This window comes from Bradyrhizobium daqingense, assembly GCF_021044685.1.
Lineage (GTDB): Bacteria > Pseudomonadota > Alphaproteobacteria > Rhizobiales > Xanthobacteraceae > Bradyrhizobium > Bradyrhizobium daqingense.
Genome location: NZ_CP088014.1, coordinates 4,969,649 through 4,992,208, shown reverse-complemented (window position 1 = coordinate 4,992,208; position 22,560 = coordinate 4,969,649). Strand labels below are relative to the sequence as shown.

Here is a 22,560-nt window from a genome sequence, read left to right as displayed (position 1 = left end):
TACGCGTCACCACATGTTGAGCACGAGGCGGGCCTCGTCGCTCATACGCTCGGGCGACCACGGCGGCTCCCAGACGACCTTGACGTCGACCACGCCGACACCGGGAACGCTGGCAACCGCGTTCTCGACCATGGTCGGCAGCTCGCCGGCGGCCGGGCAGTTCGGCGTCGTCAGCGTCATCTGGACGTCGACGGAGCGGTCGTCCTTGATCTCTACCTTGTAGATCAGGCCGAGCTCGTAGATGTCAGCCGGAATTTCCGGGTCGAACACGGTCTTGAGGCCGGCGATGATTTCGGTGGTCAGACGCTCGGTCTCCTCCGGCGGCAGCGCCGATTGAGTCTCCATCGGATTGGCTTTGATTTCGGCCGTGTCACTCATGCGAACAAATCCCGCGCCTTCAGAAGCGCCTGTGCCAGATGATCGACTTCTTCCCGCGTATTATACATACCGAACGAGGCCCGGCACGTCGCGGTCACGTTGAACCGCTCTAAAAGCGGCATCACGCAATGGGTGCCCGCGCGCACCGCGATGCCCTGGCGGTCGATCACGGTGGCGACGTCATGGGCGTGCGCGCCCTTGAGCTCGAAGGAGATCACCGGCCCCTTGCCCCGCGCCGTGCCGATCAGCCGCAGCGAGTTGATCTCGCGGAGCCGATCCTGCGCATAGGTGGTGAGGTCGTGCTCGTAGGCGGCGATGCGCTCCTTGCCGATCGAATTGACGTAATCGATGGCAGCGCCCAGCCCGACCGCCTCGACGATCGCGGGCGTGCCTGCCTCGAACTTGTGCGGAGGATCGCCGTAACTGATGAAATCGCGCGAGACCTCGCGGATCATCTCGCCGCCGCCGTTGAAAGGGCGCATCGCGACGAGGTGGTCGTATTTGGCCCAGAGCACGCCGATGCCGGTCGGCCCGTACACCTTGTGGCCGGTGAAGACGTAGAAATCGCAGCCCAGGTCCTGGACGTCGACGGGCAGATGCACCGCGCCCTGGCTGCCGTCGACCAGCACCGGAATGCCGCGGGCATGGGCGATTTTGACGACCTCCTTGATCGGCACGATGGTGCCGAGCGCGTTCGACATCTGCGTGATCGCGACCAGCTTGGTCTTGGCGGTCAGCAGCTTCTCGAACTCGTCGATGAGGAAATTGCCCTCGTCATCGACCGGCGCCCATTTGATCACCGCTCCCTGACGCTCCCTGAGGAAATGCCAGGGGACGATGTTGGAGTGGTGCTCCATGATCGAGATGACGATCTCGTCGCCCTCTTTGACGTTCGGCCCACCCCACGAAGACGCGACCAGATTGATGGCCTCCGTCGCGTTGCGGGTGAAGATCACTTCTTCGGTGCGGGCCGCATTGATGAACTGCGCCACCTTGGTGCGGCCGCCCTCATAGGCTTCGGTCGCGGCATTGGCGAGGTAATGCAGGCCGCGATGCACGTTGGCGTATTCGCTAGTGTACGCCTGCGTCATGCGGTCGAGCACGGCGCTCGGCTTCTGTGCCGATGCAGCGTTGTCGAGATAGACCAGGTTCTTGCCGTAGACCTGCATCGCCAGCGCGGGAAAATCCTGGCGCACGCGCGCGACGTCATAGGCGCCGTTCTTGACTGCAGGATGTGTGCTCATTGGCGCCGCTCCAGCCAGCGCTCGGCGATGCCGATCACGTGCTCGCGCAAGCCGTCATCGGCGATCTGCTCGATCGCCTCGCCGACGAAGGCCTGGATCAGCAGCGCCTGGGCTTGTTTCTCCGGCAGGCCGCGCGCCTTCAGATAGAACAAGAGGCTATCGTCCAGCGCGCCGGCGGTGGCGCCGTGGCCGCAGGAGACGTCGTCGGCGAATATCTCCAGCTCCGGCTTGTTGTCGGCCTCGGCTTCGTCCGAGAGCAGCAGCGCCCGGGTCATCATCTTGCCATCGGTCTTCTGCGCGTCGGGACGGACGATGATGCGGCCTTGGAACACCGAATGGGCGCGGTCGTCGATCACGGCGCGGAACGTCTCGCGGCTGACGCAGTTCGGCACGGCGTGGTCGACCACCAGCGTGGTGTCGCCATGCTCGGTCTTCTGCAGCAGGTTGACGCCGTTGGCCGAGAGCTCGCTGCCCTCGCCCGCGAGCGTGATGAAGCCCTGCAGGCGGCTGACCGCGGCACCGGTCGTCATGTTGAAGAAATTGAGCTTCACGCTGGCGCCGACGGTGACGAAGTGCGACGAGATGTTCACTGCGTCGGGCGCATCGTCCATCAAGCGGATATGCGCAACATCGGCGTTGTCGCCGACCGTCATGAGCACGGCGTCGTTGACCTGGTAGGCCGCAGCGCCGGCAGCAACGAAGCTCTCGACGATGGTGGCGCGAGCGCCCTTCCCGACCGCGACCTGCGAACGGGTGAAAGCCGATGCCGAGGCGGCGGTCGCGATGTGGATGATCTGGATCGGCGCGGACAGCTGCACACCATCAGCGATCGACAGCACGACGCCGTCGGTTGCCATCGCAGCATTCAGCGCAATCACGGCATCGGTTGCCATGGTCTTCAGCAGGCCTGCGTCCTTCTGCAGCGTTTCACGCAGGCTCTTGAAGCCTGCCTCGGCGGCCAGCGCCTTCACGTCGGACAGGTCGGCCGCGAACACGCCGTCGACCAGCACCAGCTTGCGGGCGCCCGCAATCCCATGCGCCTTCACCGCCTCCGCGGCGCGCTTCAGCGCCGCCGCATCGGGCGCGGCTGCCAGCGGCAGCACCTCGCCGACCAGCGCGCGCAAATCGGTGTATTTCCATTCCTCGATCCGGCGGTGCGGCAGGCCGAGACGCTCATACGTCTCGAATGCCTCGCGACGAGTCGCGATCACTTCGGGCGAACCCGGCAGCCGGCCTTCGGCACTGGCGAAGCGATCGCTCACCGCGCGGCCGTTCCCGGTCTTTGCCACAGCAACGTTCATTGCAACCAATCCTTACGCGGCCTCGAATTGCGCGTAGCCGGACGCTTCCAGCTCCAGCGCCAATTCCTTGCCGCCGCTCTTCACGACGCGGCCCCTCGACATCACATGCACGACGTCGGGCACGATATAGTTCAGCAGCCGCTGATAATGGGTGATGACGACCATCGCGCGGCCCGGCGAGCGCAGCGCGTTGACGCCGTCGGCCGCGATACGCAGCGCGTCGATGTCGAGGCCGGAATCCATCTCGTCTAGGATGCACAGGCTGGGCTCGAACAGCGCCATCTGCAGCACCTCGTTGCGCTTCTTCTCGCCGCCGGAAAAGCCGACATTGACGCCGCGCTTGAGCATGTCCTGCGGGATGTTCAGCGACTTCGAGACCTCGCGGACCTTCCTGAGGAAGTCCGGCGTCGAATATTCATCCTCGCCGCGCGCCTTGCGCTGCGCGTTCAGCGCGGTGCGCAGGAAGTTCATGGTGGCGACGCCGGGAATCTCGACCGGATATTGGAACGCCAGGAACACGCCTTTGGCGGCGCGCTCGTCCGGGCTCATCTCCAGCAGGTCCTCGCCCTTGAACAGGATCTGGCCGTCGGTGACCTCATAGCCGGGCTTGCCGGCGATGACGTGCGAGAGCGTCGACTTGCCGGAGCCATTCGGCCCCATGATCGCGTGCACCTCGCCTTCGTTCACGGTCAAGGTCAGCCCGTGGAGGATTTCACGCTCCTCGACACGAACCTTGAGGTCTTTCACTTCAAGCAAAGCAGTCATCATTCTTCCTTTTGATCGGGCGGCAGCCAAGACGGCCGCGGCGGGATCCTTATTTCGGAGAAGATCAGGCCAAGGCCGAGCAGTTCGCTCGCTTGGCCGATCCCCCACAGAGCTGCCCCGAGAGTACCGACGACGCCCCCCACGACCGCGCTGATATATCCAATCGAAAGTCCCGATATGTGCTCGAGCAGTACGGCCAGTCCCCATCCGGTTCCAGCGCCACACGGCAGTAGAACCAAGATGAACAGTCCAACCAGCACGCGCCTCGGGACATTTTCGAACATCGAGCTAGCCTACGCTGCCCTCCAGCGAGATCGAGATCAGCTTCTGCGCTTCCACCGCGAACTCCATCGGCAGTTGCTGCAGCACGTCCTTAACGAAGCCGTTGACGACGAGGCCGACGGCCTCTTCCTGGCTGAGGCCACGCTGGATGCAGTAGAACAGCACGTCCTCGGAGATCTTCGAGGTCGTCGCCTCGTGCTCGAAGGTCGCCGACGAGTTCTTGGCCTCGATGTACGGCACGGTGTGCGCGCCGCATTTGTCGCCGATCAGTAGCGAGTCGCAGGCGGTGAAGTTGCGTGCGCCCGTCGCTTTCCGGTGCGCGGTGACCAGACCACGATACGTGTTCTGCGACTTGCCGGCCGCGATGCCCTTCGAGATGATCCGGCTCGACGTGTTCTTGCCGAGGTGGATCATCTTGGTGCCCGAGTCGACCTGCTGGAAACCGTTCGAGATCGCGATCGAGTAGAACTCGCCGCGGGAGTTGTCGCCGCGCAGGATGCAGCTCGGATATTTCCAGGTGATCGCCGATCCCGTCTCGACCTGGGTCCAGGAGATCTTGGAGTTGGCGCCGCGGCAATCGCCACGCTTGGTGACGAAATTGTAGATGCCGCCCTTTCCTTCCGAATTGCCGGGATACCAGTTCTGCACCGTCGAATATTTGATCTCGGCATCATCGAGCGCGACGAGCTCGACCACGGCCGCATGCAGCTGGTTCTCGTCGCGCTGCGGCGCGGTGCAGCCTTCGAGATAGGAGACGTACGAGCCCTTGTCGGCGATGATCAGCGTGCGCTCGAACTGGCCGGTGTTGCGCTCGTTGATGCGGAAATAGGTCGACAGCTCCATCGGGCAGCGCACGCACGGCGGCACGTAGACGAACGAGCCGTCGGAGAACACCGCCGAGTTCAGCGTCGCATAGAAATTGTCCGAGGTCGGGACCACCGAGCCGAGATATTTCTGCACCAGCTCGGGATGCTCGCGGATCGCCTCCGAGATCGGCATGAAGATCACGCCGGCCTTCTTCAGCTCGGCCTTGAAGGTGGTCGCAACCGAGACCGAATCGAAGACCGCATCGACCGCGATCTTGCGGCGGGCCGGATCTTCCTCGCCCACCTTGGGCTCGACGCCTTCGAGCATGGCGACTTCGCGCAGGGGGATGCCGAGCTTCTCGTAGGTCTTGAGGATCTCCGGATCGATCTCGTCGAGCGAGGAGACCGTCTTCTTCGGCTTCGGCGCCGCGTAATAATAGAGGTCCTGGAAGTCGATCTTGGGATAGTCGACGCGCGCCCAGGTCGGCTCGGTCATGGTCAGCCAGCGCCGATAGGCCTCGAGCCGCCACTGGAGCATCCAGGCGGGTTCGTTCTTTTTCTGCGAGATGAACTTTACGATCTCTTCCGACAGCCCCTTGGGAGCCTTCTCGGTGTCGATCAGGGTCTCAAACCCATAACGATACTGGTCGACGTCGATGCGCTTCACGCGCTCGACCGTCTCTTGTACGGCTGGCATTCCATCCTCCGCTCGCGGTTTCAAGGACCGCGGTGGATCAAACTCGGACGAGTATTACGATGTTTTTGCGCGGAAAGCACGGGCTTAGAACCGTTCAAGCCCTGTTTCATCGCTTAGTGCTTAAGTAGGCTATTACCGAGCTTTCGCCAAGCCTCTAACGCCGTATTGATGTCATCTGGTCCCGTGGACCAGCCCAGACTGAGACGCACCGCTCCCTGGGCCACGGCGGGGTCGTAGCCCATCGCCGAGAGCACGTGGGACGGCTGGACTTTTCCCGAGGAACAGGCCGAACCTGACGATACGGCGACCCCAGCAAGGTCGAAGCCGATCACCGCCGTCTCGGCCTTCAGACCCGGCGCGGTGAAAAGGACGGTATTAGGCAACCGCTCCACGTCCTCTGCAAAGATCGTTGCTCCCGCCACGGCACGAAGGCCATTTTCCAAGTGATCTCTGAGGGTTGCCATCCGCTTCATATCTTCCGGAAGAGTCTGAAGCGCCACTTTGACCGCCGCGCCAAAGCCGGCGATTCCTGCAACATTTTCGGTCCCCGCCCGCCGGTTGAGCTCCTGCCCGCCGCCTCGCAGAACGGGTTCCAAGCCGGCGACTCCTTCCGCTACCGCCAGCGCACCAACGCCCTTGGGACCGCCGATCTTGTGCGCAGAAAAGGTCGTAAGGTCTGCGCCTATAGCATTGATGCTGAACGGAATTTTTCCGAGTGCCTGGATCGCATCGACATGCAGGAGGCCACCGGCCTCATGAACGATCCGCGCGGCCTCCCCGACCGGCTGGAGCGCCCCCGTCTCGTTATTGGCCGCCATGATCGACACCAGCGCCGGTGGGCCGCCGTGGAGTTCAGCCCTCAGACGTTCAAGATCGACCACACCGGAAGGCGTGACGGGAATCAGCGTGATCCTGTCTGCGGGGAACCGTCCACCCGCCAGCACCGAGGCATGCTCGACCGCGGAGACCAGGAGTCGCTCGACCGGCCCTCCGGACGGACGGCGCAGCCCAGGCGCCAGCGCCAGCGCATTGGCTTCGGTTCCGGCGGAAGTGAAGACGACGTTCCGCGGCAGCGCGCCAACCGCCGTGGCCAGCGCGGTCCGGGCATCCTCGACCAGCCTCCGCGCCTGGCGCCCCTCGGCATGGACCGAGGACGGATTACCGACCAGATCGAACGCCGCAACCATCGCCGCCCGCGCTTCAGCGCGCAGCGGCGTGGTCGCATTCCAGTCGAGATAGACGCGGCTCGGCATGCGCCCTCTTAGCACCTTTTATCGTCCGGCCAATCGGGCGGCGGGCGCTCGTCAGGCCGGCTGATGCTGCTCCGTCCTCGCAAGCCTTCGCGGCACCGTCCGCAATCCGAACATAGGCCGCAGCCAAGAAATCCGTCGAACCGCTTCGTAGGTCGCCACACATGTGAGTGCGGTCCCCAAGATGACAATGCACGCCTCGATTCCAGCCGGCAGGCCGCTGTCGCGCAATTGATGCGCGATCACGATGATCGCGGTCTGATGCACGATGTAATACGGGAAGATCGCGTCGGTCAGGTAGCGCCGCGCGGGGCTGTCGGCGGTGAGATGGAGTAGCGCAAAGCCCAGCACGGCGGCGATCGCGAGCCATTGATAGCAACCATAGGCCGAGGCCGCGGCCCACTTCAGCGCGGGCGACGGCGCGAAAAGGCCGGCGCGAACCAGGATGAAGGCAGAGAAGCAGGCGGCTGCGGCCAGCAGGGCCACCCAGCGCCGGCGCTTGAGTTCGCGCCAGATCCCGTGCTGCCTGGCCAGCAGGAAACCGATGAGGAAAGCCGTCGCGTGGTCCGCGTGGTTGTACCAGTCGCCGAACAGCGCGTGCGTCGACGGAAAAGCCGGAAACAGCACCAGGCGCCAGGCCGCAAACAGCAGACACGGCACGATCAGAAGCCATGGCCCGGCGAGCATTCCAGCCAGCTTCCGTCCGAACCAGTCGGCCCCGGCCGGCCAAAGCGCGAGCAGGCCGATCAAAGCCATCGTGTAGACCCACAGATAGACCACGAACCAGAGATGGTTCCAGGTCGGCAGCACGATGCACGGGTTCGGGCAGAACTGCGCGCCGAAGGCGAAGTAGTGCTTTACGTAGAAATCGAAGAAGCCGGCGGGATAGCCGAGGCTTTCGACGATCTGGAGATAGGACTGCGGCGGCACGATCACGAGCATGCCGAAGATCAGCGGGATCAAGAGCCGTGCGGACCGGGCCCCGGCGAGCGAGGCCAGGCTGGACTTGCCGAGCATGAAGCGCGTGGCAACCCCCGACACCAGGAACAGCAGCGAAAGGCGCCAGGGGTTGAGGAACAGCATCACAGGTTCCAGCCAGGTCAGCCGATGCTCGCTCTTGATGTGAAATCCCCAGGACACGTAGAGCATGCCGACGTGGTAGAAGATCAGCAACCCGAAGGCTAAAATCCGCACCCAGTCGAGGTCGATACGCCTGTCCGAGCTCTGGAATTGCTGTGGTGTTGTCATGGTTTTCTGCTCCTTGACGGGACGACGAACGCGGTTTCGGGGCCATGGCTGACACCGAAAATGCTCCGCCTGCGGCGCGCGTCGAGCCGGTTTGGGATCAGACTGGGACGCGAGGGGACGAGCCGCCGTCCGCTGGGACGAGTCGTGGATCTGTTGGGATCGGCGGCAGCGACTGGATGATGTTCGCTGCGATTGCGGCCGTCGCGCTCGCGATCGGAATCGTCAATGCGTTTTCCGGCGCTCAGGACGCGGCCTGGCGCGGCGGCAGCTACGACATCGGGCGGCGGCTGTTTTGGGAGATGTCGAGCATCGCCGTCATCCTGCTGTTGCTGCCGATCCTGGTCTTGGCCGTCCGCCGCATGCGCCGGACACCCGGCCTCGCCTTGCAGGCGGCAATCGCGGCGATCGCCCTGCTCGGCTTCTCCACCCTTCACATCACCGGCATGGTCTGGGTGCGCAAGCTCGTGCTCTGGCTCGCCGGCGGCGCCTACGACTTCCGTTTCTCGCTCGCGACCGTGCTGTACGAATTCCGGAAAGACGCCGTGGCCGTTGTCCTGATCGCCGCCACGATCTGGCTGCTCGAAAGCCGGCGTGAGCTGAAGCGCGCCGCAGCCGCTCGGTCGGCGCCGCCGACCCCGCCCCAGCCGTCGTCACTCGATCTGATCTGGCTGCGCGACGGCACGAGCCGCATTCGCGTGGTCCCGCGCGAGATCCTTTGGGTCGCGTCCGCCGGCAACTACATCGAATACAGCCTCGCCGACGGCACCCGGCATCTGATCCGAGGCACGCTGGCGGCGGCGGAAAGCGAGCTGGCGCGCTTTTCCATCGTTCGCGTCCACCGGACCAAGCTTGCCAATCTCAATCGGGTGCGCGGCGTCGACCTCAAGCCATCAGGAGATTTCGAGCTCGCCTTCGATAACGGCCAGGCGCTCGGCGGCAGCCGGCGTTACCGGCCGACGGTCGCCTCGCTCGGAAGCCGAAATTCCCCAGCGGGAATCGCTACGGTCGATCAACCAGCCATGCCTAAACCGTCGTGATTCCAATCGGTTGAGCGCTATCTTCCGACGCAGCGGCCGGCTCTCGCCGTTCTCCGGTCGATTCAGGCAAGTCCTGGTCTTAGAGGCACGGCAGAGATGACACTGCATTGACCGGCTAAGCTCTTGAGCTGATTGAGAGATGTCGAAGAAGCTTGCTTTTCGACCCTGGCCTCGTGTTAGAAGCGCGCGTCAGTTCACCTGCGCCACTCGCGCATCATCCGAGGGCGCGCCTCGCCACCCTTCATCCGTGCTCTTGTCGGCGGCGACGCTGGGAGAGCCACAATCGGACGATTGTGCAGCGATCACCTCAAGGGACTCAATCAGAGATCATCGATGCCTGAAGTCATTTTCACCGGCCCTGCTGGCCGTCTCGAAGGCCGCTACCATCCGGCCAAGCAGAAGAACGCGCCGATCGCGATGATCCTGCATCCGCATCCGCAGTTCCATGGCACGATGAACCATCAGATCGTGTACCAGTGCTACTACGCCTTCGCGCATCGCGGCTTCTCCGTGCTGCGCTTCAATTTCCGGGGTGTCGGCCGCAGCCAGGGCTCGTTCGACCACGGCACCGGCGAATTGTCGGATGCGGCGGCCGCGCTCGACTGGGCCCAGACCATCAATCCCGAGGCGCGCGCCTGCTGGGTCGCCGGGTTCTCCTTCGGCGCCTGGATCGGCATGCAGCTCCTGATGCGCCGCCCCGAGGTCGAGGGCTTCATCTCGATCGCGCCGCCGGCCAATCTCTACGACTTCTCCTTCCTCGCGCCCTGCCCGTCCTCCGGCCTGATCGTCCACGGCGAGAAGGACGCGGTGGTGCCGCCAAAGGACGTCAACACCCTGGTCGAGAAGCTGAAGACGCAGAAGGGCATCGTGATCGACCAGCAGGTCATCCCCGGCGCAAACCACTTCTTCGACGCCAAGCTCGAGCCGCTAATGGAGACCATCACGGCGTATCTCGACATGCGCCTCGCCAACGTGCGTTGAGGCTGCCGCTCAAGCCAGCTTGAGCGCGACGATCCCCATCAAGACGAGCGCGATGCCGGCAAGCTTCATCGCGCTCAAGCTCTCGCCGAACAGCACCACGCCCATGATGAAGGTGCCGGCCGCGCCGATCCCGGTCCATACCGAATAGGCGACGCCGACCTCGAGCACCTTCAAGGCGCGCCCCAGCAGGAAGACGAAAGCGGCGAGCAACACCAGCGAAACGATGCTCCAGCCGACGCGCGTGTAACCTTCCGCATATTTCATCGCGATGGCCCAGCCGACATCGAGCAGGCCTGCGATCACCAGCATGAGCCAAGCCACGGACTGCGACATCGACGGCCTCAGGCCGCGAGCTTCAAGAGATGCGCGTCGTGGCGGACGAGGAAGGCACGCAGCAATTGCGGATAGTCCTCGCCGACCGCGGTACGAACGCTCGCACGCTTCGCTAAAGCCGCGCGCCACGCACGCACCTTTGGCAGATCGCTGAAGATCCCGAGCTCGGTCAGCTCGTCGAACAGATCGAAGTAGCGGAAGACCGGCGCGAACACCGCGTCGACGAGGCTGAAGGTTTCGCCGGCAAAATAAGGCCCTGCGCCAAGCGCTGCTTCCACGCGCGCGAATTTCTCGGCGACCGCCTGACGCTTGCTCTCGAACGTTGCCGCATCCGTCGTGGTCTCCAAACCCCAGAGTTCGCCGAGGATGGCCGAGCCAAACTCCATCCAGGCGCGATGCTCGGCGCGCTTCAACGCATCTGCCGGATGCAGCTTGGCGCCGACTTGGGTTTCCTCGATGTATTCGCAGATGACGTTGCTCTCGAACAACGCGACCTCGCCGCGGTCGGTCGTCACCACCAGCACCGGTACCTTGCCGAGCGGCGACAGCTTCAAGAACCAGTCGGGCTTGTCGGCGAGATCGATATCGATCCGCTCGAACGGCACGCCCTTCTCCTTCAGCGCGATCACGGCGCGCTGCACATAGGGGCAAAGCTTGTGGCTGATCAGTTTGAGGGTGGCAGTCATGGCGGCGATCCCGGCGGGTTGATGCGATTGCATCTGAATAGATGCATTTGCATCCATTCGTCAAGATCAATGCATCTGCATTAACCGCCTGTGATCCTCACGGCCGCGCGATCATCCCGCCGGTCATCGGCATCGGCACCCCCGTCGTCGCCGGATAGGACAGCGGCAAGCCCTTCAAGCCGCGCGCTGCGAGGAAGCCGAAAGCCTGCGCCTCGATGGCGTCGGAAGCCCAGCCCAACGTCTCGGCAGCCTCGACGGTGGCGGAGCCCACGCGCTCGCGCAGCATCCGCAGCATGGTGAGGTTGCGGGCGCCGCCGCCGCAGACGATCCAGCTGCGCGGCCGCCGCGGCAACAGCGGAATGATGCGGGCGATCGCAGCGGCGGTGAAGGCGGTGAGCGTCGCGGCGCCGTCGGCTGGCTGGACGTCGCCGAGCTTCAAGCCAGCAAAATCGTTGCGGTCGAGCGACTTCGGCGGAGGGCTTGCAAAGAACGGCAGCTCCAGCGCCCGCGCGATCCAGGCCTCGTCCACCTTGCCAAGCGCCGCGAACTTTCCTTCCGCATCGAACGCTTGGTTCATGGTGCGGTACATGAAATCGTCGAGCAGCGCGTTGCCGGGCCCGGTATCGCAGGCGATCAGCGTGTCGAGGCCGTCGATATAGGTGATGTTGGAGACGCCGCCGATATTGACCACGGCGATGGGCCCTTCGCGCTCCAGCGACTGGGCCAGCGCGCGATGATAGACCGGCACTAGTGGCGCGCCCTGCCCGCCGGCTTCGACGTCGGCCGCGCGGAAATCATACATGACCGGGATGTGGATCGCCTTGGCCAGTGCCGGCCCATCGCCGATCTGCACCGTCAGCCGCTTCTCGGGGCGGTGCAGCACGGTCTGGCCGTGGAAGCCGACGATGTCGATGTCCTCCGGCCTCATGCGGTTCTGGGCGACGAAAGCGGCGACCGCCTCGGCATGGGCCTGCGTCACCGCGCGCTCGGCCTCGGCCAGAACGCCCGGTCGGACGTCGCGTTGCGGCAGGTGCACGGCTTCGCTCAGGGCTTGGCGCAGCAGGTTGCGCTCGGCCGGGCCATAGGGCCGGTAGCCGGACGGTCCGAACGCCTTCACCTGCTTTCCGTCGGTTTCGATGAGCGCGACATCCACCCCGTCCAGCGAGGTGCCGCTCATCAAACCGAGTGCCGTCAACATCATGGACCAGCGTCCTCGAAAGTCCCCCTCCGGCATGCCGATCTTGTGCCAGAGGGACACATCTTATAATGCCACAGCGCCAAGTGGCGGGCGGCCAGCGGGTTCCCACGCAAGACCCTTAAATTGCCCCCAAAACAGTAAACCAAGAATTGTCAGGCTCGCCGACAGATGACTGCATTTAAATCGGATTTCCTCAATACCCTGCAGGAACGTGGTTTCATCCACCAGTGCTCCGATTTCGAGGGGCTGGACGCGCTCGCCGCCAAGGGCGAAGCGACCGCCTATGTCGGCTACGATTGCACCGCCCGCTCGCTGCACATCGGCAATTACCTGACCATGATGATGCTGTACTGGCTCCAGCAGTCCGGCAACAAGCCGATCACGCTGATGGGCGGCGGCACCACCATGGTGGGTGATCCCTCCGGTAAGGACGAGACGCGTGCGATGCGCACCGTCGCCGAGATCGAGGCCAACAAGGACTCGATCCGCGGCGTGTTCGCGAAGGTGCTGCGCTACGGCGATGGCAAGAGCGACGCCGTCATGCTCGACAATGCGGAATGGCTGACCAAGCTGAACTGGATCGAGATGCTGCGCGACGTCGGCCGGCATTTCTCGGTCAATCGCATGCTGACCATGGACTCCGTGCGGCTGCGCCTGGAGCGCGAGCAGGAGATGAGCTTCATCGAGTTCAATTACATGGTCTGTCAGGCCTACGACTTCGTCGAGCTCGCCAAGCGCACCGGCTGCCGTCTCCAGATGGGCGGCTCGGACCAATGGGGCAACATCGTCATGGGCGTGGATCTCGGCCGCCGCATGGGCACGCACCAGCTGTTCGCGCTGACGACGCCGCTGCTGACGACCGCGTCCGGCGCCAAGATGGGCAAGACCGCACAGGGCGCGGTGTGGCTCAATGCCGATCAGTTCTCGCCCTATGATTTCTGGCAGTACTGGCGCAACACCGAGGATGCCGACGTCGGCAAGTTCCTGAAGCTGTTCACGACGCTGCCGATGGCTGAGATCAGGAAGCTCGAAGCCCTCGGCGGCTCCGAGATCAACGAGGCCAAGAAGGTGCTCGCGACCGAGGCGACCGCGCTGCTGCACGGCCGCGATGCCGCGAACGAAGCCGCGGAGACCGCGCGGCGCACCTTCGAGGAAGGCGCGCTCGCCGAAAGCCTGCCGACGGTGGAAATTCCGCGTGGCGAGCTCGACGCAGGCCTCGGCGTGCTCAACGCCTTCGTTAGGGCGGGCCTGGTTGCCTCCAATGGCGAAGCCCGGCGCCAGATCAAGGGCGGTGGCCTGCGCGTCAACGACGCGTCCGTCACCGACGAGAAGATGGCGCTCTCCGCGGCGAACCTGACGCCGGAAGGCGTGATCAAGCTGTCCTTCGGCAAGAAGAAGCACGTCCTGATCAAGCCTGCATAGGCGTATGAGGTTTTGATGCTTGTCAGGGCGCGCCGATGCGCGCTCCCTGACGGGGCAATGGATCAGAACACGCCCAGGGAAGCGAGCAAGGAACAGGGAAGCATTAAGCATGACGCGGTGCGAACCGCGCTCGTGATCCTCTGCCTGTGCTTCACGCTGGCCGTGCTTGGCCGCGGCCTCAGCGAGAGCTTCACCGTCTTCCTCAAGCCGATCTCCGAAAGCTTCGGCTGGGATCGCGCGGACGTCGTGTCGATCTATTCCCTCACCTGGCTCATGAGCGGCCTGACCGCACCGCTGGTCGGCCGCCTGTTCGATCATTCCGGTCCGCGCATCGTCTACGCGCTGGGGCTGTTCCTGCTCGGCGCGGCCTTCCTGATCGCAAGCCGGGCGCAGGCGCTCTGGCAATTCCAGCTCTCGATCGGATTGTGCGTCGGCATCGGCGTCGCCTTCATCGGCAACGTACCGAACTCGATCCTGCTCGGCCGTTGGTTCGGGCCGCGGCTGCCGACCGCAATGGCGGTGGTCTATTCGGCGATGGGCGGCGGCGTGCTGGCGCTGCTTCCGGCCTCGCAGCTCCTGATCGATCATCTCGGCTGGCGCGAGACGTATCAGCTGTTCGGCCTCGCCGCGCTCGGCTTGCTCGTGCCGCTGCTGCTCCTGCCCTGGCGCATGTTCGCAGCCGGCTCGCCGCACGTCGCCAAGAAAAGCGATCCGGATTTTGTCGATAACGGCTGGACGCTTGTCAGCGCGATGCGCCACCATGCTTTCTGGGCACTGTTCTCGACCTTCTTTTTCACCGCCGTCGGCATGTATGCGATCGCCGCGCAGATCGTGGCCTATCTGATCGATGCCGGTTTTCCGCCACTCCAGGCCGCAACCGCCTGGGGCTTCTCCGGCGTGGTGCTAGTGTTCGGCATGCTCGGGGTCTCGGCACTCGACGGGCTGATCGGGCGCCGGCCCTCGGTGCTGCTGAGCTACGCGATCTCGATCCTCGGCATCGTCCTGCTGTGGCTCTTGCAGTATTACCCGAACATCATCCTGCTCACCGGTTTCGTCGTTTGCTTCGGCAGCATGATGGGCTCGCGCGGCCCGCTGATCAGCGCCACCGCGATGAAGATCTTCCGCGGCAAACGCGTCGGCACCATCTTCGGCACCATCTCGATCGGCAGCGGATTGGGGTCGGCCTTCGGCTCATGGAGCGGCGGCCTCATCCACGACTTCACCCACGGCTATGCTTTCCTGCTTCTCTTCGCACTTGCGAGCGTGATCCTCGGAATGATTCCCTTCCTGATCGTCCCCGCCTTGCGGGAGTAGGTCTCCCAGAAGTAACTTGAGCGCATTGGGATCACCGGGAAATTACGGATGGGCACTGCATGAAGGATGCACGAAACCCGCTTCGCAACCGGCTGAACTATGGGACGTGCGGTGTTTTGTCCTACATGACGAAAATGTCAGAACGCAGTTGATCCCTGATGGCTTGCGGGACAGAACTGAATGCGATCCAAGTCGCTCATTGGATGGAGGGCACAAACCAATGAACTTTCCTTATCTCACTCGCTTTCAGCCGGTTCTCTTGAGCCTGTTTCGCTTCATCACCGGCCTGCTGCTGTTCCAGTACGGCGTCGCCAAGCTGTTCAAGTTTCCGGCCGTTCCGATGTTCGCAAAAGTCGAACTGATGTCGCTGTACGGCGCGGCCGGCACGCTCGAGCTGGTGCTCGGCGGGCTGTTGATGATCGGCCTGTTCTCGCGCCTCTCAGCCTTCATCCTGTCCGGTGAGATGGCATTCGCCTATTTCCTCGGCCACATGTTCCGGGGCGAATCTCCGGTCTTCCTGCCGCTGCTCAACGGCGGCACCTCGGCCATCCTGTTCTGCTTCGCCTGCCTCTATCTGGCTGCGGCCGGCGCCGGCCCGATCAGCGTCGACGCGGCGTTGGGCAACGAACGCGAATCGACCGGCGGCGCATTCGCGCGGCGCTGACGCGCGAATGTGACGCGCAAATAAAGGATGGCACCGGCGGCTTTCGCCGGTGTCGTCTACCGGGTGCCCAGCACGTTCCAGATCAGGACGAGGGCAGCCACGAGCAGCACGAACATGATGATGCGGTGAACGAATCGGTTCATCGCCATCCCGATCGGTTCATCGCCGCGCCGGCTCGGCCACAAGCAAAATCCAGCATCATTCTTCTCCGTGGCCTGGCGCGCCATCTGCGCGCAAGGCGCGCTCTGCCTGCACATTTGCGCATGCGGCTGCGAACGCTGCGCGCGTGGCAGCGGGCCGCACACGTCCGTTCATGAATGGTAAGAACTTCATGCTACCCACGCGAGCAACGACAACCATTTCGCAAGGGGCTGCGATGAAGCTGCTGAGTCATTTCAAGATCCGCACCAAGCTCGCCAGCATGGTCTGTCTCGCCGCGCTCACGGTTACGGCCATCATCGGCGTATCGGCCGTGCTCAGCAAGAGCCGCATGATGGAAGATCGCGTCCAGCAGATGCGGACCGCGGTGGAGCTGCTCTACAATTACGCTCAATCGCTCCAAGACGAGGTGACCGCCGGCAAGCTCACACAGGCCGAAGCCAAGAGCCTGTTCCACCAGCGCGGCCGCCGCATGAACTTCAACGGTAGCCAGGGCTATCCGGTGGTCTACAATCAGGACAGCTCCCTGGTCGTGAACGGCGCCAATCAGCAGCTCGAAGGCAAGATCACCGGCGCCAAGGATTCCAACGGCGTGCTGATCGCCGACGCCATCATCAAGGCCGGTGCTGAAACTCCGCAGGGCGGCGTGACCTCCTATCTCTATCCCCGCCCCGGCCAGACCGAACCGGTCCGCAAGACCGTCTTCGCACGCAAATTCGCGCCCTGGAACGTGACGATCAGCTACGGCCTCTATGTCGACGATATCGATGCCGACGTGCGCGCGCTGACGCTGGAGCTGGCTGCGATCGGTTTCGGCCTTATGCTGCTGATGGCGGCGTTGTCCTGGCTGATCGCCCGCGATGTGCTCGGTGCGCTCGACCGCCAGAAGAACCGCATGCAGGCGATCGCCGAGGGCGCCATTGACAAGCCAGTCGAGGAGACCGGCCGCGGCGACGAGATCGGCCGCATGGCCGAGACGCTGGAAGTGCTCCGGCAAACCGCACAGACGGCGCGCGCGCTGGAAGCCGAGCAGGCTGCCACCAAGACGCGCACCGAGCAGGAGAAGCGCGACGCCCTGATCGCGCTTGCGGACCGCTTCGACGCCTCCGTCGGCCAGCTCGTCGGCCAGATGGCCTCCGGCTCCGGCGAACTCGAGAGCACCGCCCAGTCGATGTCGTCAACCGCCGAGGGCACCAACCGCCGCGCTGCCGTGGTCGGCTCGGCTGCCACCGAGGCCAGCCAGCGCGTCCAGACGGTCGCCGCGGCCGCCGAAGAGCTGTCCTCCTCCATCACCGAGATCAGCCGTCAGGTCGCACAGTCCGCCGAAGTCACGGGACGCGCGGTGGACAGTGCCCGCCGCACCGACACCATCGTGCGGGCGCTGTCCGACGGCGCCCAGCAGATCGAGCATGTCGCCGAGCTGATCTCCAGCATCGCGGCGCAGACCAATCTGCTCGCGCTCAACGCCACCATCGAGGCCGCACGCGCGGGGGAAGCCGGTCGCGGCTTTGCCGTCGTCGCCTCCGAGGTGAAGTCGCTGGCGAGCCAGACCGCAGAAGCCACCCGCGAGATCGGCGACAAGATCGCCCAGATCCAGGGCGCGACCAAGGAGGCCGTGGATGCGATCGGCGGCATCACCGCCACCATCGAGGAGGTCAGCCGCATCGCCACTTCGATCGGCGCCGCGATCGAGGAGCAAGGCGCCGCCACCGCCGAGATCGCCCGCAGCGTGTCGCAGACCGCGGAGGCGACCAAGGAGGTCACGACCAATATCGGCGCTGTCGGCACCGCTGCGAACGAGACCGGCAATGCCGCCGGCATGGTGCTCGCCGCAGCCTCGAGTCTCTCCAAGCAGGCCGAGCAGCTCTCCGGCGAGGTCGGCACGTTCCTCGCCGGCGTCCGCGCGGCGTAGGCTGCGCTAGTCCTTCCAAAGGATCGTCATGCCCGGGCTTGTCCCGGGCATCCACGTTCTTGGTGGTACGGGCCCACTCGTGGATGGCCGGACAAGCCCGGCCATGACGACGGTGAGAAGAAAGTCGCCTCTACCGCCGTGCGAGCGTACAGCCGCTCGAGAGCTGGCGCGTCGATCCGGTGGAGCCGTCGTTCGACTGCGAGGGGAACTCCTCCCAGGGCGAATTCTGCTTGCCGGTGTTGAATTCGAAGATCTTGCGGAACAGGCCCGGCGCCATCGCCGAGATCGGATTGACGCGCATCACGGGCGCAGCTGGCGTCCCGACGACCTCGTAGGTCACGCCGATCAATCCCTCATTGTTGCCGCCGCCGAGAAAGATGCCGAACAACGGGATCTGACCGAAGATGTTGTTGACACCATACATCGGCACGAAGGTGCCGCTCATGCAGACCTGGTTGCCGGGATAGTCGATCGAGCCTTCGATGGTGGCACCGATCATGGGGCCCTTGACCACGCCGTCGCGGATCGTGAGCGCGCCGTTCTGCCGGGTGAACTCGGCCCGCAGCGCGCTGAAGGAGACGCCGTTGCCGGTGCCGTTGGGCGCGCCGGCGGCGACGCGGTCGAGCTGCGCCTCACCCTTGACCGTGAAGTCGCGCACGTTGATGAGGCCTTCGCGCGCCGTGTTCGGTTCTGAAGTCGGCGGCTCCATCGCCACCACCATCTGGCCGCCGACCGCCTTGGTGTAGGTGTCGGTGAAACGCAGCAGCGCGCCGGCATCGTTGGTCTGGAGGTAGATCACTTCGCGGTTGCCCTGCGCGCGGCCGCCGCGCAGATCGGCAGCAATCGGCGTGTCGCGGCCGATCTTTCCGCTCAGCGTCAAGGCTTTGATCGCGCCGTTGCGCTTCGACATCTTGGCATCGAGGCTGCGCATCGCCTCGCCATTGGCGCCCATGACGGTGCCGAGCTTCACGTCGATGTCGAAATCGACGTTCTTCATCTTGTTCCTGTCATCCTTGGAGTTTCCTGAGATCGCCGACTTCAGGAAGCCGCGCCCGTCGAAGACGTCGCCGCGCATCGTGCCTTTGAGCATGCCGTCCTGGCCGCGCTCGACCTTCAGCGACGTCTTGTCGCCGTCAGACGGTGAATAGACCGGGAAACTCGCATTCATCAGGTCGCCGTTCGCATCGATTTCCAGCGAGCCCTTGATCGAGGCGCCGCCGCCCTCGACGACGATATCCTCGAAGCGCGTCGATTGCGCTGTCGGCACCACCTTGAAGGTGGCTTTGCCGGACCGGCCCGGCAGCTTGACCCATCCGGGCAGGATGTTGTCGAGCCTGACCGAGGTCAGGTCGGCCTCGACGCCGAGCTTGGTCGTCTGCTCCGCGCCGCTCGCGATCTTGCCAGAGAGCTTGATCGGCAGCGATCCGCTGACGGCGGGGCTGAGATCGAAGCCGAGGCGCGCGCGGCTGGCGTCGTCCAGCGTCGCCTGCAATCTGACGTCGGCATCGCCCTCGGCCGGCTTGCGATAGTCGAGCGAGGCCGCCTGCCCGTTGATCTTGACGTCGCCCTTGACCTGATAGCCCTGATTGCTCGCGGCGATCTTGAGGTTGTTGGCCTCCAGCTTCTGGTTCATCACCAGCTTGTCGGCTGAGAAACCGTTGAGGTCGGCGCTGACGGAATAGACGGTGTCGGCCTTGGTCAGCTCGCCCTTGACCGGCATGGCGAGCTGGATGTTCGCCGAGAACGTCCCCTTGCTGGTGTTGGGGTCGACGACGGTCGACGACAGGTCGCTCAGCCGATCATTGGCGAGCATTTCGGCCGCCGCGGGCACCGGTCCCTCGACGCGAAATCGCGTCCGCGACGGCGACGGCTTCGGCGCCATGTCGGGCACCTCGAAGGTGAAGTCGGAGATCGTGATCTTGCGCCCGGCGGGTGTATCGGCGATGCCTTGCGCGATGTTCACCGTCGCGGTGCGGCCGGTCACGCGCGCCTTCAGGTCGGCATCGTGCACCACAGGCATGCCGTCCACGGGCCGGACCGCGACGCCGCTCGCCACGATGTTGACCGACAGGCCGTCGTCGGGAATCGGCGGCCCCTTGCGCGGCAGGTTCTTGGTCGGCGAGTTGACGCCGATCTCGATGCGCTGAAGCGTACCGCGTTCGATCCGCTCGATCACCCATTCGCGCAGTTCGGGCACCACCAGCGTCGGCCACATCCGCTTCAGCGCCGAGGCCGACATCGGCGTACCCGCAAAGCCCAGCGTCAGCCGCGGCTCGCCCGAATAGTCGATGGCACCGGTCCCGGCGACGCCGATCTCGCCATTGCTGATATCGGCCTGCGTCAGCAGCAGGCGCTTGTGGTCGGTGTCGAAGCGGAAGCCGATCGCAATGCGGTTGAAGACGAGCGGCGGCTCGTTGTCGATGCCGCCGAGCAGGATCGAGCCGCCGCTGAAGCCGAGCTGCCAATCGTTGATGTTGCCGTTCGGCGGTTCGAGATGTGCCAGCAGCGTCAGCCGGTTCGCGCCGGAGATGATCTTGAAGGGTGCGACCAGCACGCGCCGGTTGGCGTCCCACTCGACGTTGATCTCGGCCTGGTCGATCGCCATCGGATAATCAGGCGTGTCGGTATCGATGATGTTGCCCGCACCGACCGCGATCTTGCCGCGGAAGAAGGTCGGCACGCCGTCGCGGCCGAGCTCGCCCTTGAGCTCGCCCGTCAGCGGCAGGTCGGCGGTATAGGTGAGATCCTTGACCCGCAGCGCCAGCAGGAGGTTGGAGGTCGAGACCTTGTCGGCCTTGATGTCGACCGAGCGCACGCCGTTCTCGGCCGGCCCGATCGTGGCGCGCAGCATCCAGGGACGCGCGCCCTCCTCGCCGAGGCTGAGCGCGACGCCGCCACGGCTCGGCCGGCGCAGGCTGAGCGTGATGTTCTCGAACGACCATTTGCTGCCGCGCTGTTGATCGTCGACGATCAGATTGCCGTTCTTCAGACCGATCTCGTTGAGATTCTGGCCATCGAGGCCGGTCATGCTCAGGCTGTCGAGCCAGTCGAGGCCCTGAAGAATGCCGCTCTGCGCGGTCGCCTGAGGCGCCGCCTGCGACGCGTCCGGGCTCGCGGGCTGCTGCGTGACGAAGGGCGGCGGCGGAACGCCGGCGCGCGGGAATGTCGGCGGCAGGCCGGCCTCTTTCTTGGAGGCCACGCCCGTTGCCAGCGGCTTTGCGGTGTCGCCGGCCGAGACGGTAACGGTGCCGTCGGGTGCGATGCGGATCGCAAGCTCGGCATCGACGAGGTTGAGGCTTTCGGCACGCAGGTGCCCCATCAGCAGACCCGCGCCCGACAGCTTCACTTCAGCCTTCGGCGCACTGGCGACGACGGCGTGATCGCGGTCGCGGACGATGATGTCGCGGATACGGACCGCGATACGGATCCGCCCGGCCCGCTCGATCTGGGTGCCGCCGATCTCCACGGTGTTACCATGGCCAATATTGTCCTCGATGGCGGCCGCCAGCCATGGCGTTGCGATGTCGAGATTGATGGGACCGGCGCCGAGCCGCCACCACAGCGCAGCGAAACAACCGACGAAGATGACGACCACGGCCCCGACCACCATGGTGAAGCGCTTCAGCCAGCGATCGGCGGCCAGCCAGCGGTGCAGCGCCCGAAACCCGTCACCGAAGCGATGGAAGCCCGAATTGGAACGCGACAGCAGCCGGCGCGCGCGATAGCCCGCCGCCTCCTCCTGATCCGGATCCCAATCGGCGTTGTCCCATTCCTGCGGCTCTGGTTGACCGCCGCGCCGATCGAAGTCCCGCGTGTAATCCTGGGGCGACTTATTCCTTGCCATTGCCTCTCGATACAGGCGCCCATCGTGGGATTGAGCGCCGCCGGGACCGCAGCCGACGATGGGGAGCGAAGCCCCCTGCGCCGGCATTGCCGCCATACCTCGAATATTCCTGCTGTTCGTCATTTCGCCCCGGGAGCGCGTTCAACGAGCAGTTGGGTGGTGCGTGGAATTCCTTGTAACCATACTCCGGCGTCGTCAGACTTGCCCAGCCGAGGGCGCGAGTCCGTCACACCGGACGAGAGCTGCAATACCGCTTTGGTTGACCTGCCGAAAGCGACGAAAGGAAGGCGTATGTCCAAGAAATCCCGAAAGAAATCGTCCAAAACGCCCTCCGGCAGTCCGACGGCTAAGAAGAAGGCCGGGAAAACCCGGGCAGCGACTCAAACACGGTCCGCGAAAACACAGCGGACGCCGGCAAGCAAATCAACCGCGACCATAGCAAAAGCAGCATCACATAAGGCCGCATCGAAACAGTTAAATCCTTCCAAATCGCCTGCGGCGGCGGCGCCGACCCTGACGGAGGGCCAGAAGGCTCCCGCCTTCCGCCTGTCCCGTGACGGCGGCGAATTGGTCACGCTGGCCGACCATGCCGGACGAAAGCTGGTCCTGTTCTTCTATCCCCGCGCCGACACGCCCGGCTGCACCCGGGAAGCCATCGACTTCACCCGCCTGGCGGACGCCTTCGCCTCCGCCGGCACCGCCGTGCTCGGCATCTCCGCCGATCCGTTAAAGGCCCAGGAGAAATTCCGCGACAAGCACAAGCTCGGCATTCCCCTCGCCTCGGACGAGACCCACGCGATGCTGGAAGCCTATGGCGCCTGGGGCGAAAAGTCCATGTACGGCAAGACCTTCCTCGGGATTCTTCGCACCACGGTGCTGGTTGGAGGCGATGGCAAGATTGCCAGGATCTGGCGCAACGTGAAGGTCGATGGTCACGCCGACGAGGTGCTGGAAGCGGCAAGAAGTCTTTAACCAGTCCCTCGAATTCGGCTGCTCCCGTTTCCGGAAAATTAACCATGACCGGCCCAGATTGCCGCGG

The 22,560-nt window shown here is 64.5% G+C and carries 19 protein-coding genes; 7 read left to right on the top strand and 12 right to left on the bottom strand.

What is annotated here, in order from left to right; all coding sequences use genetic code 11:
• Positions 1–6: 6 nt before the first annotated feature.
• The 8 genes from LPJ38_RS23555 to LPJ38_RS23520 all read right to left on the bottom strand — a co-directional run bounded on the left by LPJ38_RS23555 (position 7) and on the right by LPJ38_RS23520 (position 7,971).
• Positions 7–378: an SUF system Fe-S cluster assembly protein gene (locus tag LPJ38_RS23555; RefSeq protein ID WP_008558582.1), complete on the bottom strand. Its 372-nt coding sequence runs from the start codon at positions 376–378 to the stop codon at positions 7–9.
• Entirely contained in the window at positions 375–1,622 is a 1,248-nt protein-coding gene (locus LPJ38_RS23550) for a cysteine desulfurase (protein ID WP_145631258.1), read from the bottom strand. The genes LPJ38_RS23555 and LPJ38_RS23550 overlap by 4 nt, the downstream gene beginning before the upstream one ends.
• Positions 1,619–2,923, bottom strand: a complete 1,305-nt coding sequence (gene sufD / locus LPJ38_RS23545) for a Fe-S cluster assembly protein SufD (RefSeq protein ID WP_145631271.1) — start codon at positions 2,921–2,923, stop codon at positions 1,619–1,621. Before sufD ends, LPJ38_RS23550 begins: the two co-directional genes overlap by 4 nt.
• 12 nt (positions 2,924–2,935) lie before the next feature.
• Positions 2,936–3,688: a Fe-S cluster assembly ATPase SufC gene (sufC, locus tag LPJ38_RS23540; protein WP_145631285.1), complete on the bottom strand. Its 753-nt coding sequence runs from the start codon at positions 3,686–3,688 to the stop codon at positions 2,936–2,938.
• Complete coding sequence (locus LPJ38_RS23535) at positions 3,688–3,972, bottom strand: hypothetical protein (protein ID WP_145631300.1); 285 nt, start codon at positions 3,970–3,972, stop codon at positions 3,688–3,690. Before LPJ38_RS23535 ends, sufC begins: the two co-directional genes overlap by 1 nt.
• 4 nt (positions 3,973–3,976) lie before the next feature.
• Positions 3,977–5,473, bottom strand: coding sequence for a Fe-S cluster assembly protein SufB (sufB, locus tag LPJ38_RS23530; protein WP_145631315.1), 1,497 nt, complete (start codon positions 5,471–5,473; stop codon positions 3,977–3,979).
• Positions 5,474–5,586: 113 nt separating this feature from the next.
• Positions 5,587–6,726: a cysteine desulfurase family protein gene (locus LPJ38_RS23525; protein ID WP_145631324.1), complete on the bottom strand. Its 1,140-nt coding sequence runs from the start codon at positions 6,724–6,726 to the stop codon at positions 5,587–5,589.
• A 51-nt stretch (positions 6,727–6,777) separates the two neighbouring features.
• On the bottom strand, positions 6,778–7,971 hold the full coding sequence (locus tag LPJ38_RS23520) for an acyltransferase family protein (RefSeq protein ID WP_145631327.1): 1,194 nt from the start codon (positions 7,969–7,971) through the stop codon (positions 6,778–6,780).
• Between the two features lie 176 nt (positions 7,972–8,147).
• On the opposite strand from LPJ38_RS23520, the gene LPJ38_RS23515 reads away from it, so the two are divergent.
• Together LPJ38_RS23515 and LPJ38_RS23510 are read left to right on the top strand one after the other, a co-directional pair.
• On the top strand, positions 8,148–9,008 hold the full coding sequence (locus LPJ38_RS23515) for a LytTR family DNA-binding domain-containing protein (RefSeq protein WP_231088383.1): 861 nt from the start codon (positions 8,148–8,150) through the stop codon (positions 9,006–9,008).
• Positions 9,009–9,341: 333 nt separating this feature from the next.
• On the top strand, positions 9,342–9,989 hold the full coding sequence (locus LPJ38_RS23510) for an alpha/beta hydrolase (RefSeq protein ID WP_014495555.1): 648 nt from the start codon (positions 9,342–9,344) through the stop codon (positions 9,987–9,989).
• A 9-nt stretch (positions 9,990–9,998) separates the two neighbouring features.
• On the opposite strand, the gene LPJ38_RS23505 is transcribed toward LPJ38_RS23510, so the two are convergent.
• From LPJ38_RS23505 to LPJ38_RS23495, 3 genes are all read right to left on the bottom strand, one after another.
• Positions 9,999–10,322: a DMT family transporter gene (locus LPJ38_RS23505; protein ID WP_145631335.1), complete on the bottom strand. Its 324-nt coding sequence runs from the start codon at positions 10,320–10,322 to the stop codon at positions 9,999–10,001.
• Between the two features lie 8 nt (positions 10,323–10,330).
• Positions 10,331–11,008: a glutathione S-transferase family protein gene (locus tag LPJ38_RS23500; RefSeq protein WP_145631338.1), complete on the bottom strand. Its 678-nt coding sequence runs from the start codon at positions 11,006–11,008 to the stop codon at positions 10,331–10,333.
• 97 nt (positions 11,009–11,105) lie between these two features.
• Positions 11,106–12,209, bottom strand: a complete 1,104-nt coding sequence (locus LPJ38_RS23495) for an anhydro-N-acetylmuramic acid kinase (RefSeq protein ID WP_145631341.1) — start codon at positions 12,207–12,209, stop codon at positions 11,106–11,108.
• 165 nt (positions 12,210–12,374) lie between these two features.
• Between LPJ38_RS23495 and tyrS the strand changes: the two genes are divergently transcribed.
• The 4 genes from tyrS to LPJ38_RS23475 all read left to right on the top strand — a co-directional run bounded on the left by tyrS (position 12,375) and on the right by LPJ38_RS23475 (position 17,677).
• Positions 12,375–13,628, top strand: a complete 1,254-nt coding sequence (gene tyrS, locus LPJ38_RS23490; protein WP_145631344.1) for a tyrosine--tRNA ligase — start codon at positions 12,375–12,377, stop codon at positions 13,626–13,628.
• 57 nt (positions 13,629–13,685) lie between these two features.
• Positions 13,686–14,942, top strand: a complete 1,257-nt coding sequence (locus tag LPJ38_RS23485) for an MFS transporter (RefSeq protein WP_145631347.1) — start codon at positions 13,686–13,688, stop codon at positions 14,940–14,942.
• Positions 14,943–15,162: 220 nt separating this feature from the next.
• Positions 15,163–15,606: a DoxX family protein gene (locus LPJ38_RS23480; protein ID WP_145631350.1), complete on the top strand. Its 444-nt coding sequence runs from the start codon at positions 15,163–15,165 to the stop codon at positions 15,604–15,606.
• 376 nt (positions 15,607–15,982) lie between these two features.
• The gene (locus tag LPJ38_RS23475; protein ID WP_145631353.1) at positions 15,983–17,677 is read left to right on the top strand and encodes a methyl-accepting chemotaxis protein; all 1,695 of its coding nucleotides are present in this window, start codon (positions 15,983–15,985) and stop codon (positions 17,675–17,677) included.
• 130 nt (positions 17,678–17,807) lie between these two features.
• Here LPJ38_RS23475 and LPJ38_RS23470 read toward each other — a convergent pair whose 3' ends face one another.
• The gene (locus LPJ38_RS23470) at positions 17,808–21,608 is read right to left on the bottom strand and encodes a DUF3971 domain-containing protein (RefSeq protein ID WP_167520433.1); all 3,801 of its coding nucleotides are present in this window, start codon (positions 21,606–21,608) and stop codon (positions 17,808–17,810) included.
• 204 nt (positions 21,609–21,812) lie between these two features.
• On the opposite strand from LPJ38_RS23470, the gene LPJ38_RS23465 reads away from it, so the two are divergent.
• Complete coding sequence (locus LPJ38_RS23465) at positions 21,813–22,493, top strand: peroxiredoxin (RefSeq protein ID WP_145631359.1); 681 nt, start codon at positions 21,813–21,815, stop codon at positions 22,491–22,493.
• Positions 22,494–22,560 lie beyond the last annotated feature (67 nt).